The following is a 14,586-nucleotide window of genomic DNA, read 5'->3' on the forward strand; positions in this document are numbered from 1 at the left end:
TTGTATACAAGTAGATCACCTGAACAGTCGCGCGCCATGCGCCGAAGGTCATGGGTACCGGCGGCGCGCCTCCGTTCGACCGGACGCACGGACGCAGGTTCCGGTCGCGTGAATGCTGAGGCTATACTGCGGCGGCTTCGTGACCGGCCCCGGCCGGCACGACCGCCCTACTTCCGCGACCGACCCCGGACCACCGAATGATGCGCCCGCTGCCGCTAGCCGCCTGCCTTGCCCTGGTCACCGCCCTGCCCTTCGCCGCCGTCGCCCAGGATGCCGCCCAGCCGGCCGCCGCACCGGCCACCACCGAAGCCGCTCCCGCCGCCCCTGCTGCACCCGCCGCGGCGGGCGCCCTGGTCGGCGACCCGAAGACCGGCCACCAGCTGACCTACACCTGCCAGGGTTGCCACGGCATCACCGGCTACAAGAACGCGTATCCGAGCTTCAAGGTGCCGCTGATCGGGGGCCAGTCGGCCGAGTACCTGGCCCAGGCGCTGCACGAATACCGCGACGGCACCCGCAAGCACCCGACCATGCAGGCCCAGGCCCAGAGTTTCTCGGACCAGGACATCGCCGACATCGCCGCCTTCCTGTCCACCCTCAAGTAAGCAGCCGCCTCCAATGACGACAGCCGTGACCGCCCAGCGTCTCGCCATCGCCCTGCTCGCCGCCCTCGCCCTGGCGGCCTGTTCCGGACAGGAAAGTTCCCACGCCCCCGCCGAAGGCGAGGCGCAAGCCACCAAGAGCTCGTCCGCCGGCCTGCCCGACGGCCGCGTCGCCATCGGCGAGCAGCTGGCCAATGCGAAGGGCAAGGCCACCGGCCAGAGCTGCATCGACTGCCATGGTCCGGACGGCAATGCGCCGATCGACTCGACCTATCCCAAGCTCGGCGGCCAGTACGCCGACTACCTGGCGCATGCGCTGCAGCAGTACCGCAAGGAAGAGCGCCAGCACGCGCTGATGACCCCGCAGGCCGCCGGCCTGAGCGACCAGGACATCGCAGACCTGGCCGCGTTCTTCGCCTCGCGACCGGGCCAGCTGCGCGACCTGCACGGCGTGCACTGACCCAACCGCAGCGTCATCCGGTTCAAGCGAAGGCCCGCGCGAGCGGGCCTTCGCGTTCCCGGGATAAATCGACCAGGAGCGCTGACTCCGGGTGGGCCGTGCCGTGCGGGTATGGCTTACCCCTCGGGACGGCATCCTGCCTTTACGAGGGGCCGTGGCACATCCATGTGCCACTTGCGCCATACCCGCACGGCACGACGTCCCCGGGGCGCTGCAACGCCGCAGCTTCGATCAGACAGCCGAAGCAACCAGCGATTCCGGCAAACGGCGATGGGGCCTTGCCCCAGGCGGCCAACTTGCTGGCGACTGCGGCAGCCGATGACCCGGCTCGCTTCCGCGCCCACCCATTGACAGTCTTTTAGACCGTCCGCTCACCGCGGCACGGCACAATGCAGGCATGGCCGCCTCCCCCGCCCCTTCGCCCAAGCCGCGCCGTGAACGCGGCAACCCCAGCCTGCGCGAACGCTTCGACGCGATGCGCAACCTGCCACCGTTCCTGCGCCAGATCTGGCACACCAGCCCCGGCCTGACCCTGACCAGCCTCGGCCTGCGCCTGCTTCGCGCATTGATGCCGGTGGTGATGCTCTACATCGGCAAGCTGATCATCGACGAAGCGATCCGCGTGGTCGGCCTGGGCCTGCAGGTCGAAGGCCTCGGCCAGGCCATCCAGGGCGGCGAGCTCGACCACCTGCTCTGGCTGCTTGGGCTGGAGTTCGTGCTGGCCGTGGCATCTGACCTGCTCGGCCGGCTGGTGAGCTACGCCGACGGGCTGCTCTCGGAACTGTTCACCAACGCCAGCAGCGTGCGCCTGATGGAACATGCGGCGACCCTGGACCTGGAGGACTTCGAGGACCCGGACCTGCAGGACAAGCTCGACCGCGCCCGGCGCCTGACGATGAGCCGGATGAACCTGATGAGCCAGCTGTTCGGCCAGGCGCAGGACGCGGTCACCGTGGTCGCCTTCGCCGCCGGCCTGCTGGTCTATGCCCCCTGGCTGATCCTGCTGCTGGCCGTCGCCCTGGTACCGGCGTTCATCGGCGAGGCGCACTTCAATGCGCTGGGCTACTCGCTCAACTACCAGTGGACGCCCGAACGCCGCCAGCTCGAGTACCTGCGCCAGACCGGCGCCAGCGTGGAAACGGCCAAGGAGGTGAAGATCTTCAACCTCCACCGCTTCCTGGTCGGGCGCTACCGCGCGCTGGCGGAGAAGTTCTACCTCGCCAACCGCGCCCTGGCCCGGCGTCGCGCCTTCTGGGGCGCGCTGCTGGCGGCCCTGGGCACGCTCGGCTACTACGTCGCCTACGCCTACATCGCTTGGCGCACGGTCACCGGCGACTTCAGCATCGGCGACCTCACCTTCCTCGCCGGCAGCTTCCGCCGCCTGCGTCAGCTGCTGGAGGGCCTGCTGGTCGGATTCTCGCAGGTCGCCGGCCAGGCCCTGTACCTGGACGACCTCTACTCGTTCTTCGAGATCGAGCCGGAGATCGCCTCGCGCCCGGATGCGATCCCGGTGCCGCGGCCGATCGAGCGCGGCTTCGTGTTCGACAACGTCGGCTTCCGTTATCCCGGTGCGGACGGGTGGGCGCTGCGGGGCGTCGGCTTCGAGCTGCATGCCGGCGAAGTGCTGGCCCTGGTCGGGGAGAACGGCGCCGGCAAGACCACCCTGGTCAAGCTGCTGGCGCGGCTGTACGAGCCGGACGAAGGCCGCATCCTGCTCGACGGCCGCGACCTGCGCGACTACGACCTGGACGACCTGCGCGCCAACATCGGGGTGATCTTCCAGGACTTCGTCCGCTACCACCTCACCGCCGGCGAGAACATCGGCGTGGGCCGGATCGAGGCGCTGGACGATAGCGCGCGCATCCGCGACGCCGCGCGGCAGGCGATGGCCGATGCGACGATCCAGGCGTTGCCGCTGGGCTACGACCAGGTGATCGGCCGCCGCTTCAAGAACGGCATCGACCTGTCCGGTGGCCAGTGGCAGAAGATCGCCATCGCCCGCGCCTACATGCGCGACGCGCAGGTGATGATCCTGGACGAACCGACCGCCGCGCTGGATGCGCGCAGCGAGTTCGAGGTGTTCCAGCGCTTCAAGGAGCTCTCGCAGCGGCGTACCGCGGTGCTGATCTCGCACCGCTTCTCGAGCGTACGCATGGCCGACCGCATCCTGGTGCTGGCCGGGGGCCGGGTCGAGGCCAGCGGCACCCACGACCAGCTGATGGCCCAGGGCGGGCGCTATGCGGAGTTGTTCGAACTGCAGGCCGCCGGCTATCGTTAACGGCCTCACGCCCCGCCCGGAAAACGACGCATGCGCCCGCCACACGCCTCCGCCGCCCTCGCCCTCGCCGCCTGCTTCGGCCTGGCCGCCTGCAAGCCCGCCCAGGATGCTGCCGCACCGGCATCCACGCCCGCCGCCGCCAGCGAACCGGCGCAGACCATCGCCACCGAGAAGGGCGAAGCCCGGTTGAGCGTGATCGCCCGCGGATTGGCGCACCCCTGGGCGCTGGCGCCGCTGCCCGATGGCGGATTCCTGGTGACCGAGCGCGGCGGCGCGCTGCGCCGCGTGTCGGCCGACGGCGACGTCTCGGCGCCGCTGGCCGGCGTGCCCGACGTCTCCGCGCGCGGCCAGGGCGGCCTGCTGGACGTGGCATTGGCACCGGATTTCGCGCAGAGCCGCCGCATCTACCTCAGCTACGCCGAGCCGGGCGAGGACGGACTGGCCGGCACCAGTGCCGCCTACGCCACCCTGGGCGAGGCCGGCCTGGAGGGCGTGACCGTGTTCTACCGGCAGGAGCCGAAGGTCAATGCGGAGAACCATTACGGCTCCCGCTTCGCCTTCGACGACGCCGGCCACGTGTTCATCAGCCAGGGCGACCGCACCCTGCGCCCGGCGGCCCAGGAGCTGGACAAGCTGCAGGGCAAGCTGGTGCGCCTGAACCTGGACGGCAGCGTGCCGGAGGACAATCCCTTCGTCGGCCAGGACGGCGCGCGGCCGGAAATCTGGAGCTACGGCCACCGCAACTCGCAGGGGCTGGCCATCGACCCGCGCACCGGCACGCTGTGGGAGGTCGAGCACGGACCGCGCGGCGGCGACGAGGTCAACCTGCCCCAACCCGGCAAGAACTACGGCTGGCCGATCGTCACCCACGGCATCAACTACTCCGGCCAGCCGATCCCCGAGGCGGTGGGCAAGGAGAAGGAAGGCATGGAGCCGCCTCACTTCGTGTTCGAGGTTTCCCCCGGGCTGTCGGGGATGGCGTTCTACACCGGCCAGGCGGGCAAGCCCTGGAACGACAGCCTGTTCCTGGGAGCGCTGGCGCAACGCAACCTGATCCGGCTGCAGCTCGAGGGCGACCGCGTCGTGGCCGAGGAGCGACTGCTCCAGGACCTGGGCGAGCGCATCCGCGACGTGCGCGTGGCCGCCGACGGCAACCTGTACCTGGTCACCGACGAAGAGGACGGCAAGCTGTTGAAGCTGGAGCCACCGCAGGCCTGAGCCGCTCCCCTGGCGCTCCGTGGCCGGCAGCCGCCGGCACGGAGCGGCCGGCACGCACCGCACCCGCCGGCCTTGCGCCCTGACCCTGCGCAAGGCCGGCCCCGGCCGGTCGGCTACAATACGCGGCGAACATCCCCACGCCGCATACCCGATGTCCTCCGCCTACGGCACCGAAACGGTGCTCGACGTCCGTCACTGGACCGACGACTACTTCAGCTTCACCACCACCCGCGACGACGGTTTCCGCTTCGAGAACGGCCAGTTCGTGATGATCGGGCTGGCCACCGAGGGCGGCAAGCCGCTGCTGCGCGCCTATTCGATCGCCAGCGCCAACTGGGAAGAGCAGCTGGAGTTCTTCAGCATCAAGGTCCCCAACGGCCCGCTGACCTCGCGCCTGCAGCACATCCAGCCCGGCGACACCGTGCTGGTCGGGCGCAAGCCCACCGGCACCCTGCTGATCAGCGACCTGCATCCGGGCCGCAACCTGTACCTGCTGGGCACCGGCACCGGCCTGGCGCCGTGGCTGTCGGTGATCAAGGATCCGGAAACCTACGAGCGCTTCGAGCGCGTGGTCCTGTGCCACGGCGTGCGCAGCGCCGGCGACCTGGCCTACCGCGATTATTTCGAGAAGGAGCTGCCCAACCATGAGCTGCTGGGCGAGATCATCCGCGAGAAGCTGCTGTATTACCCGGCCGTCAGCCGCGAAGATTTCCCCAACCACGGCCGCCTGACCGACCTGATGGCCAGCGGCCAGATGATGCGCACGCTGGGCCTGGACCCGCTGGAGGCCGAGCACGACCGCGCCATGATCTGCGGCAGCCCGCAGATGCTGGCCGACTTCCGCGCCCTGCTCGATGGACGCGGCTTCACCGCCTCGCCGCGGATCGGCACCCTGGGCCAGTACGTGTTCGAGCGCGCCTTCGTCGAGAAGTGAGGCGCCGGCCTTGTCAGCGCGGCGGCCGGGCCAGTGCCCGGTCGATCGCGCCCAGCAGCGCCTCCGGGCGCGTGCGCGGTGCGTAGCGCGCCAGCACCCGGCCGTCGCGGCCGACCAGGAACTTGGTGAAGTTCCACTTGATCGCGCCGGTGCCCAGCAGGCCGCGCTTCTCGCGCCGAAGCCAGGCCCACAACGGATGGGCGCCGGGGCCGTTGACCTCGACCTTGGCGAACATCGGGAAGGTCACCCCGAAGTTGAGCGCGCAGAAATCGCGGATCGCCGCTTCGTCGCCCGGCTCCTGGTGGCCGAACTGGTCGCAGGGAAAGCCCAGCACCGCCAGGCCCTGCCCGCTGCGCTCCCGCCACAGCTGCTCCAGCCCCGCGTACTGGGGGGTGAAGCCGCAGCGCGAGGCGACGTTCACCACCAGCAGTACCTGTCCGGCGAATTCGGACAACGGCCGCTGGTGGCCGTCGATGTCGGTGGCGGTGAAATCGTAGGCGACGGTCATGGGCGGTTCGCGGAGGATTCGCGGCCAGCATAGCCCGCCGCCATCCGAAGGTGTCCGGCCTTGGCCCTGGCGCCAGCCCCGGAAACAGCACGGCCAGCGAAACGCCTGGCCTCCGGCTTCGTGGATCGCACCGCGCTTCGAGACGCCCGTGACCGGGACCCGGCCCCGGGCCGGGCCGGCGCCCGTGTCTTTCGTCACGGGCGGCCGCCCCGGCGGGCGGGTTAGATTCAACGGAATCTTTCCCGCAGGATCCGTTGTAATGAAGAAGACCGGCCTTTACCTGGCGCTCGCCGCCGCCCTTGGATTTGGCATGACCGCCTGCAACCGCACCGAAAGTCCCGCCGCCGGCGCCACCGCCGAACAGGCCGCCCCGGCCACCCAGGACAACCCGTTCTTCGTGCAGAGCGAACTGCCGCTGCAGTACCCGCACTTCGACCGGATCAAGGACAGCGATTTCGGCCCGGCCTTCGACGCCGGCATGGCCGAGCAGCTGAAGGAAGTGGAGGCGATCGCCAACAATGCCGAGGCGCCGACCTTCGACAACACCATCATCGCGATGGAGAACAGCGGCCAGGTCCTCGATCGCGCCGCCACCGTCTTCTTCAACCTGTCCAGCACCGACACCAACGACGCGCGCAAGAAGCTCGACGCCGACTACTCGCCAAAGTTCGCCGCCCACCGCGATGCGATCTACCTGAACGGCAAGCTGTTCGAGCGCGTGCAGGCGCTGTACGACCAGCGCGACACCCTCGGCCTGGACGCCGAAGGCGTGCGCCTGGTCGAGCGCTACTACACCGACTTCGTCCGCGCCGGCGCCAAGCTGTCCGACGCCGACAAGGCCAAGCTCAAGGACATGAACGCGCAGCTGGCGACGCTGGGCACCCAGTTCGACCAGAACGTGCTCAACGAAGTCAACGCCTCGGCGGTAACCTTCGACAGCGCCGACGCGCTGGCCGGCTCGTCCGAAGCGCAGATCGCCGCGGCCGCCGCCGAGGCCAAGAAGCGCGGGCTGGACGGCAAGTACGTGGTCACCCTGCTCAACACCACCGGCCAGCCGCCGCTGACCTACCTGAGCAACCGCGATGCGCGGCAGAAGATCTTCGAGGCGTCGATCGCCCGTGGCAGCCGCGGCAACGAATACGACAACACCGGCGTTGTCGCCCAGGTGATCAAGCTGCGCGCCGACCGCGCCGCCTTGCTCGGCTACCCGAACCACGCCGCCTACGCGCTGGAAGACGCCACCGCCAAGACCCCGCAGGCGGTCAACGACATGCTCGGCAAGCTGGCCCCGGCCGCGGTGGCCAACGCCACCCGCGAGGCGGCCGAGCTGCAGAAGATGATCGACCAGGAGCAGGCCGCCAAGGGCGAGCCGACCTTCCAGCTGGAGCCGTGGGACTGGGCGTACTACAGCGAGAAGGTGCGCCAGGCCAAGTACGACTTCGACGAGTCGCAGCTCAAGCCGTACTTCGAGATGAAGAACGTGCTGGAGAACGGCGTGTTCTTCGCAGCGACCCAGCTGTACGGGATCACGTTCAAGGAACGCACCGACCTGCCCAAGTACCGCGAGGACACCTGGACCTACGACGTGTTCGACGCCGACGGCAAGCAGCTGGCGATCTTCATCTTCGACCCGTACGCGCGCGAGTCCAAGCGCGGCGGCGCCTGGATGAACTCCTACGTCTCGCAGTCGAAGCTGCGCGGCACCCAGCCGGTGGTGGCCAACCACCAGAACATCACCAAGCCCGCCGACGGCCAGCCGACGCTGCTCACCTGGGACGAGGTCACCACGATGTTCCACGAGTTCGGGCATGCGCTGCACGGCATGTTCTCCGACGTCAGCTACCCGTACTTCAGCGGCACCAGCGTGCCGCGCGACTTCGTCGAGTTCCCCTCGCAGGTCAACGAGATGTGGGCCGACTGGCCGTCGATCCTGGCCAACTACGCCAAGCACTACCAGACCGGCGAGGCGATGCCGCAGGCGCTGCTGGACAAGGTCCTGGCCGCGAGCAAGTTCAACCAGGGCTTCGCCACCACCGAGTACCTGGGCGCGGCGATGCTCGACCAGCGCTGGCACCAGCTCAGTGCCGACAAGGCGCCCGACGCGGCCGGGGTGATGCCGTTCGAGGCGCAGGCGCTGAAGGACGACGGCATCTACTTCCGCCCGGTGCCGCCGCGTTACCGCACCCCGTACTTCAGCCACATCATGGGCGGCTACGCGGCCGGCTACTACGCCTACATCTGGTCCGAGGTGCTGGACGCCAACACCCAGGCCTGGATCCGCGCCAATGGCGGCCTCAAGCGCGAGAACGGCGACCGCTTCCGCGCCACCCTGCTCTCGCGCGGCGGCAGCAAGGATGCGATGCAGCTGTTCCGCGACTTCGCCGGCCACGACCCGAAGATCGAGCCGCTGCTGGAGAAGCGCGGGCTGGACGCGGCGCCGCCGCGCTGATCCCATCGCCCTGCCACAGCGACTGCGCCACCTCCGGGTGGCGCAGTCGTTTCCGGCGCCGGGTTCTCCACAGGCGGTGTGGATGACGCCTGCACAAAGCTGTGGATAATCGCCGGCGCGCCAGGCGTGGCGTGGCTGTCAAGATGACTGGCGTTTTTTTCGCCGCCGGTGTCGGTGGCCGCGCGCCCGGGCCTCAACGCGGCGCGAGGTAGCCGCCGGGCACGCCCCGCGGCGACAGCACCAGTTGCCAGAGCTGCGCGCGCCGGGTGCGGAAGCTGGCCATCGCACCGGCCAGGTAGAACCGCCACATGCGCCGGAAGCGCTCGTCGTAGCGTGCGTCCAGTCGCGGCCAGGCGGCCTCGATGTTGGTCCGCCAGGCCTGCAGGGTGCGGTCGTAGTCGGTGCCGAAGTTGTGCCAGTCCTCGATCACGAACAGCCCTTCGCTGGCGGAGGCCACCTGCGCGGCCGACGGCAGCATCGAGTTGGGGAAAATGTACCGGGCGATCCAGGGATCGGTGTGGTGGGTCGAGACGTTGCGGCCGATCGTGTGCAGGAGGAACAGTGCATGCGGCGGCAGGCAGCGCTGGACCACCTCGAAATAAGTGCGGTAGTTGCGGTCGCCGACGTGCTCGAACATCCCGATCGAGAACGCCGCATCGAACGGTTCATCGAGCTCGCGGTAGTCCTGCAGGCGGATCTCCACCGGCAGCCCGGCGCAGAGCTTGCGTGCGAAATCGGCCTGTTCGCCGGAGATGGTCACGCCCACCCCGGCAACGCCGTAGCGTTGCGCCGCGAACTTGAGCGCCTCGCCCCAGCCGCAGCCGATGTCGAGCACGCGCATGCCGGGCCGCAGCTCGAGCTTGCGGCAGACCAGGTCCAGCTTGGCCTCCTGCGCCGCGTCCAGGTCGCCGGCCTGGCGCCAGTAGCCGCAGCTGTAGACCAGCCGGGAGCCGAGCATGGTCGCGTACAGGTCGTTGCCCAGGTCGTAGTGGCGCTTGGCCACTTCGGCGCTGCGCGTGCGCGACTGGCGGTTGGACAGGCGCGCCAGCAGCGCGTCGCCGACCTCGGCCAGTGCATGGACGCGCTCGTCCAGGCGTGCGTCGATCAGGCGGGCAAGGAAACCGTCCAGCGAACGCGCATCCCACCAGCCGTCCATGTACGACTCGCCGAGCCCGAGCGACCCCTGCGCCAGGAGGCGCGCGTAAAGCCGGTCGTCGTGTACCTGCAGGTCCCAGTCGCGTCCACCGTCCACGCGCACGCCCGCTTCGTCGAGCAGGGCCTCGATCCGGCGGCGCGAGCGCGATGCGGCGGACATGGGGCGGTCGGCCTAGGGTACGAACAGCGGACTCACATCGGGCGCCAGGAGCGGCTTGAGCACCGCCGCCGGCACCTCCACGCGTTGCACGCCGTCGGCGTACGGTCCGACCTGGTAGGGCGGGAACACGAAGCGCAGCGCGGCGATGCGGCCGTCGGCCGCCGGCACCGGTTCGAACTGGGCGAAGTTCTCGGGTACCGGGCGGGTGCCCTCATCGATCATGCGGAGGGCCACGGCCAGCAGCCGCTCGCGATCGCCGGATTCGAGCGCCTCGTCGGCGGCGCGCGTGTGCGCCGCTGCACCCAACTGCTCGCCGACGTAATCGGCCACCGACCGCCAGCCTTCGGGCGAGGCCAGCAGGTCCTGCGCGGTCAGCATGCGCTGCTGGCGCGGCAGCCAGACGAACCTGGCCAGCAGGGGCTGGCCGTGGGCGCCGCCGGTGTACAGGCTGCCGTCGGCCGCCACCGCCACCACCTCGCTGCTGCGCATCACCTCGCGGAAACCCAGCGACAGCTCGTAAGGCGCGGTCGGCTTTTCCCGCAGGCCGGACACGGCCTGCATCAGTTCGCCGCGGGCCGCCTCGGCGTAACCGTGGAGGGCGCGGGCCAGGCCCGGGTCGGCGGCCACGCCCGGCGGGTAGCTGATCCCGACCACGTAACGCGGGTCGGTCTCGATCACATCGTCCAGGGAGACCGGCGCTTCGGCCGCCGCCGCGGGAGCCGAAGGTTCCGGCGCGGCCGCGGCGGCGGGCCCCGGATCGGTGGTCGCCGGGACCGGGTCGTTCCCGCGCTGGCAGGCTACCGCCGCCGGCAGGAGCAGCAGGGCGAGGACGATCCGGATGGGGCGGTTCAGGGTCATGCGGCACCTCCTTTGTGCAATACGGAAAGCCTGCCGACCGCAGGCCCGGGGAGCGGTCAGCCGGCCACCAATCCGGCATACGCCGGATGGCGGGCGACCCAGGCACGGGCGTAGGCGCAGGCGGGAACAACCCGCCAGCCCTGCTCCCGTGCATGTTCGAACGCCGCCCGCACCAAATGTCCGGCGATGCCGCGGCCGCCAATGGCGGCCGGGACCCCGGTGTGGTCGATCACCAGCCTGCCGTCCTGGACGCGGTAGACGAGCTCGGCCTGGTGGCCTTCCACCTCCACGTGGAAGCGCTGGCGGCCGGAGTCATGCTCCACGGAGGGAAGGTCGGTCATGGCGGCTCCAGGGAGGGTGGCGGCAGAAGGCGACGTCCTGCGTCACATTCTGGCCTGAACGCCGCCAAAGCGGGGTGACGACATTGCTGAACAGGTGGCTGCGGCGGGCCTCCGGGTTGGCACGGGTTGTGCGTTGATTCAGGCAAGCGATACCGAGCCAGAGTCTGCAGGGAACCTCACCATGAATGCACTGGAACACAACAGCCCGACCGATTTCGCCAGCGATTCCTCGCTGCTTGAAGGCCTCTACCAGCTCGTCGTCAACGGCCACACCGATGGCTGGGAGTTCGAGCAGCTCGACAGCGTGGTCTACGAGCGGCTCAAGCACGCCTACGCCGTGACCAACTGACGGGGGAAGGACGAAGCAGCGCGGAAACGCGCGCTTGCGTCCGGGGGCAGCTCCGTCGGCGGCGGGGCTGCCCTTTTTGTTGATGGCTACCGGTGATCGCGCTTGCGCTGGTTGCGCCGGTCATGGGTGCTGACGCTGCCCTGGATGGCCCGCATCCGGCTTTCCCCGGCGTGCAGTTCGCGAAGCCTGGCCTCGGCCTCGGCCGATGCGTGGTCGGCAGCGCCGACGGCTTGCGGCGCGGCGTGCGGATCCTCCAGTTGCCTCCATGCGGGCGTTTCCCGGGCGTGCTCCTGGTGCGCCTGCAACAGTTCGCGGGTACGTGCCAGCGCCTGTTCCGGGGTCAACGGCGGCGCCTTGCGGCGGCCTCCCGCGGCGGGGCGCACCGCCTTGCGCGACTTGGCTCCGTTGGCGGTGCGGCGTGACGGCATCACGGCCTTCGACGCCGCCTTCTTCGCGATCGCAGCCTTCTTCGGCCCCCCCGCCTCGACCACCTTCCTCGTGCCGGTGGATACCTTCCCGGTCGATGCGTTCCTGGTGGCGACTTTCTTGGTCGCGGTCTTCTTGGTCGCGGTCTTCTTCGTGGCGGTCTTCTTCGTCGCGCTCTTCTTCGGGACAGTCTTCTGGGCGGCAGACTTCTTGGTCGCAGACTTCTCGGCGGCAGGCTTCTTTGTCGCGGCCCTCTTGGCTGCAGCCTTCTTGGTCGCGGACTTCCTGGCGACACCCGACTTCTTCGCCACCACGCCCTTGGCCGCAGCTTTCCTGGCCGGAGCCTTCCTGGCTGTAGCCTTGAGCGGCTTCTTCGCGGCGAGCTTGCGCGTGGCCGCGCCCGCCACCGATTTTGCGGCGGTCTTCTTCGCCGGCGCCCTGCGCGCCGGCCTGGCCGCTCTACTGGATGTCGCCGACTTGCCGCCGGCAGGGGTCCGCTTGCTCCGGGTTGCCATCTCCGCCTCCTCTGGCCTGGACGCGGATCACCGTGGCATGCCCCGCATTCACGCCAGGTGAGCGCGACTCAGAGGTTGAAGCTCGGGTTCAGCAACTGCTCCATGAACACCTGCACCAGGCGCGGCTCCATGGCCAGCATGAACATGACGCCGAACGCCGCGCCGGCCAGGTGCGCGCTGTGGTTGATCCGGTCGCCACCCTTGCGGTCCATCCAGATGCTGTAACCGACGTAGAACACCGCATAGAGGATCGCCGGCGCCGGGATGAAGAACACGAAGATCAGCGACCACGGCGAAATCAGGATGAAGGCGAACAGCACCGCAGACACCGCGCCGGAGGCACCGAGGCTGAAGTAGTTGGGATTGGCGTGGTTCTTCAGGTAGCTGGGCAGGATCGAAACCACCAGCGCCGCCAGGTAGAACAGCGGATAGGTCAGGGCGCTGCCGGTCAGCTCCCGCATCACCTGCTCGATCAGCCGACCGAAGAAGAACAGCGTGATCATGTTGAACAGCAGGTGCGGGAAGTCCGCATGCAGGAAGCCGTAGCTCACCAGGCGCCAGTACTCGTGCCGCCTCGAGACGGCCGGCGGCCACAGGATCAGCCGGTCGACCAGGCGCCGGTCCTTGAACGCCAGCCATGAGACCAGTGCGGTGACGGCGATCAGGATGAGGGTGACGGGAGACGACATCGAACGACCTCAGGCGACGCGGTAGTTGTCCTGCATCGGGTAGCGGCGCGCGTAGGCGGCGAACGCCAGCGCGGCCAGGAACGCGAAGCCGGCGAAGAAGAACATCAGGAAGGCGTTCTCGCTCAACCCGGTGCCGGCGATGCGGCCGAGCACGGCTTCGTTGCGGATGCCGAAATTGGTCAGCAGTACCCACAGGCTGCCGAAGGTGCTGGTGAGGTACCAGAACGCCATGATCACGCCCTTCATGGCGTGCGGCGCCTGGCTGTAGGCGAACTCCAGCGCGGTCGCCGAGACCAGCACCTCGCCGAAGGTCAGCAGCAGGTAGGGCAGCGCCTGCCAGGTCAAGGAGACCTGCTGCCCCCCGTCGAGCCACAACTGCAGGGCGCCGGCCACGATCCAGGACAGGCCGGAGATGGCGATGCCCCAGCCCATCCGGCGCAGCGCTGTCGGCTCCCAGCCCAGCCGGCGCAGGGCCGGATACAGGACCAGGTTGTTGAACGGGATCAGCAGCATGACCAGCAGCGGGTTGAGCGCCTGCATCTGCGCGGCGTCCTTGATCAGCCAGCTCGGCCACCAGGCGGCGTGGTGCGGAATCACCATCTCGCGCCCCTGGATGATCCAGGTCGACGCCTTCTGGTCGAATAGCGACCAGAACGGGGTCACCAGCGCGAATACGATCAGGATGCGCAGCACCGCGCGCACGCCGTCGACCGCCGCGTCCGGATGCAGGCCGCGCGCACGCTCGAGCTGCATCGACGCGCCCCAGCCGCCGAACGCGATCACCACGCCCAGCGCCAGGCACGCGGAGATGACGAACCCGAAGTCCGGCCACCATGCGGGGGCGGCACCGGCCAGCGAAAGCGCCCACAGGCCCAGCAGCGCGACCGCCAGCGCCAGGCCTGCCATCGCCGCGAAATAGCCGGGTCGTCCTTCGCCTTGGCGCTGCGTGCGCAACGCGGTCTTGACCACCTCGAAGAACCCGTGCGGATCGTTGCCCGACGGCGGCACGTTGACGTAATAGCGGCGCCCCAGCCAGAACACGAAGGTGGCGATGAACATCAGCACGCCCGGAATACCGAACGCCACCGCAGGCCCCCAGTGCCGCAGGAACAGCGGCGCCAGCAGCGAGGCGAAGAACGAGCCGAAATTGATGATCCAGTAGAAGGCGTCGAAGACCAGCTTGGCCTTGGACTTGTTGCTCTGGTCGAACTGGTCGCCGCAGAAGGACACCACCAGCGGCTTGATCCCGCCCGAGCCCAGGGCGATCAGGAACAGGCCGGTGTAGAAGCCGGTGGCGTTGTTCTCGAACAGCGCCAGGCAGGCGTGGCCGGCGCAGTAGACCAGCGAGAACCAGAGGATGGTGTGGTACTTGCCGAAGTAGCGGTCGGCCAGCCAGCCGCCGAGCAGCGGGAAGAAGTAAACGCCGATCACGAACATATGGAATATGTCCTTGGCGGCGGTGTCGCGCTCGGGTCCCTCGGGCAGGTAGGCCAGCAGGATGGAACTGATCAGGAACGGCACCAGGATGTTGCGCATCCCGTAGAAGCTGAACCGTTCGCAGGCCTCGTTGCCGATGATGTAGGAAATCTGGCGCGGCATGCGCCCGGTGTCTGCGGTGGCTGTGCTCATCGGCGGTACGGCTGC

The 14,586-nt window shown here is 69.1% G+C and carries 14 protein-coding genes; 7 read left to right on the forward strand and 7 right to left on the reverse strand.

The features are described 5' to 3' along the window. The first annotated feature begins 200 nt into the window (after window positions 1–200). From ABKA19_RS05835 to ABKA19_RS05855, 5 genes are all read left to right on the forward strand, one after another. Window positions 201–605, forward strand: a complete 405-nt coding sequence (locus ABKA19_RS05835) for a c-type cytochrome (protein ID WP_162375599.1) — start codon at window positions 201–203, stop codon at window positions 603–605. A 13-nt stretch (window positions 606–618) separates the two neighbouring features. Beyond that, window positions 619–1,062: a c-type cytochrome gene (locus ABKA19_RS05840; RefSeq protein WP_353688114.1), complete on the forward strand. Its 444-nt coding sequence runs from the start codon at window positions 619–621 to the stop codon at window positions 1,060–1,062. 397 nt (window positions 1,063–1,459) lie between these two features. Then, window positions 1,460–3,340, forward strand: a complete 1,881-nt coding sequence (locus tag ABKA19_RS05845; protein ID WP_353688115.1) for an ABC transporter ATP-binding protein — start codon at window positions 1,460–1,462, stop codon at window positions 3,338–3,340. Between the two features lie 30 nt (window positions 3,341–3,370). After that, window positions 3,371–4,558 (forward strand): PQQ-dependent sugar dehydrogenase, encoded by a 1,188-nt coding sequence (locus ABKA19_RS05850; RefSeq protein ID WP_353688116.1) that lies wholly within the window; start codon window positions 3,371–3,373, stop codon window positions 4,556–4,558. A 151-nt stretch (window positions 4,559–4,709) separates the two neighbouring features. Beyond that, the gene (locus ABKA19_RS05855) at window positions 4,710–5,492 is read left to right on the forward strand and encodes a ferredoxin--NADP reductase (protein WP_353688117.1); all 783 of its coding nucleotides are present in this window, start codon (window positions 4,710–4,712) and stop codon (window positions 5,490–5,492) included. Between the two features lie 13 nt (window positions 5,493–5,505). On the opposite strand, the gene ABKA19_RS05860 is transcribed toward ABKA19_RS05855, so the two are convergent. Then, window positions 5,506–6,000 (reverse strand): glutathione peroxidase, encoded by a 495-nt coding sequence (locus tag ABKA19_RS05860; protein ID WP_162375608.1) that lies wholly within the window; start codon window positions 5,998–6,000, stop codon window positions 5,506–5,508. Between the two features lie 259 nt (window positions 6,001–6,259). Between ABKA19_RS05860 and ABKA19_RS05865 the strand changes: the two genes are divergently transcribed. Further along, window positions 6,260–8,449, forward strand: a complete 2,190-nt coding sequence (locus tag ABKA19_RS05865; protein WP_353688118.1) for a M3 family metallopeptidase — start codon at window positions 6,260–6,262, stop codon at window positions 8,447–8,449. Between the two features lie 193 nt (window positions 8,450–8,642). Here the strand turns inward: ABKA19_RS05865 and cfa are convergent, their stop codons facing one another. Genes cfa through ABKA19_RS05880 form a run of 3 tightly spaced genes read right to left on the reverse strand, consistent with a single transcriptional unit; the run spans window position 8,643 to window position 10,963 of the window. Next, entirely contained in the window at window positions 8,643–9,764 is a 1,122-nt protein-coding gene (cfa, locus tag ABKA19_RS05870; protein ID WP_353688119.1) for a cyclopropane fatty acyl phospholipid synthase, read from the reverse strand. Window positions 9,765–9,776: 12 nt separating this feature from the next. Continuing rightward, window positions 9,777–10,622 (reverse strand): DUF3298 and DUF4163 domain-containing protein, encoded by an 846-nt coding sequence (locus ABKA19_RS05875; protein ID WP_353688120.1) that lies wholly within the window; start codon window positions 10,620–10,622, stop codon window positions 9,777–9,779. A gap of 56 nt (window positions 10,623–10,678) precedes the next feature. Beyond that, entirely contained in the window at window positions 10,679–10,963 is a 285-nt protein-coding gene (locus tag ABKA19_RS05880) for a GNAT family N-acetyltransferase (protein WP_353688121.1), read from the reverse strand. Between the two features lie 181 nt (window positions 10,964–11,144). Here ABKA19_RS05880 and ABKA19_RS05885 point away from each other — a divergent pair, with 181 nt between their 5' ends. Further along, entirely contained in the window at window positions 11,145–11,312 is a 168-nt protein-coding gene (locus tag ABKA19_RS05885) for a hypothetical protein (RefSeq protein ID WP_202935572.1), read from the forward strand. 86 nt (window positions 11,313–11,398) lie between these two features. On the opposite strand, the gene ABKA19_RS05890 is transcribed toward ABKA19_RS05885, so the two are convergent. The 3 genes from ABKA19_RS05890 to ABKA19_RS05900 all read right to left on the reverse strand — a co-directional run bounded on the left by ABKA19_RS05890 (window position 11,399) and on the right by ABKA19_RS05900 (window position 14,571). Continuing rightward, window positions 11,399–12,253, reverse strand: coding sequence for a hypothetical protein (locus ABKA19_RS05890; RefSeq protein ID WP_353688122.1), 855 nt, complete (start codon window positions 12,251–12,253; stop codon window positions 11,399–11,401). A 68-nt stretch (window positions 12,254–12,321) separates the two neighbouring features. Then, window positions 12,322–12,942, reverse strand: a complete 621-nt coding sequence (locus tag ABKA19_RS05895) for a rhomboid family intramembrane serine protease (RefSeq protein ID WP_353688123.1) — start codon at window positions 12,940–12,942, stop codon at window positions 12,322–12,324. A 9-nt stretch (window positions 12,943–12,951) separates the two neighbouring features. Further along, window positions 12,952–14,571, reverse strand: a complete 1,620-nt coding sequence (locus tag ABKA19_RS05900) for a POT-type proton-dependent oligopeptide transporter (RefSeq protein ID WP_353688124.1) — start codon at window positions 14,569–14,571, stop codon at window positions 12,952–12,954. Window positions 14,572–14,586 lie beyond the last annotated feature (15 nt).

Source organism: Pseudoxanthomonas sp. Soil82 (assembly GCF_040446535.1).
In the GTDB taxonomy this organism is placed as follows: domain Bacteria; phylum Pseudomonadota; class Gammaproteobacteria; order Xanthomonadales; family Xanthomonadaceae; genus Pseudoxanthomonas; species Pseudoxanthomonas kaohsiungensis.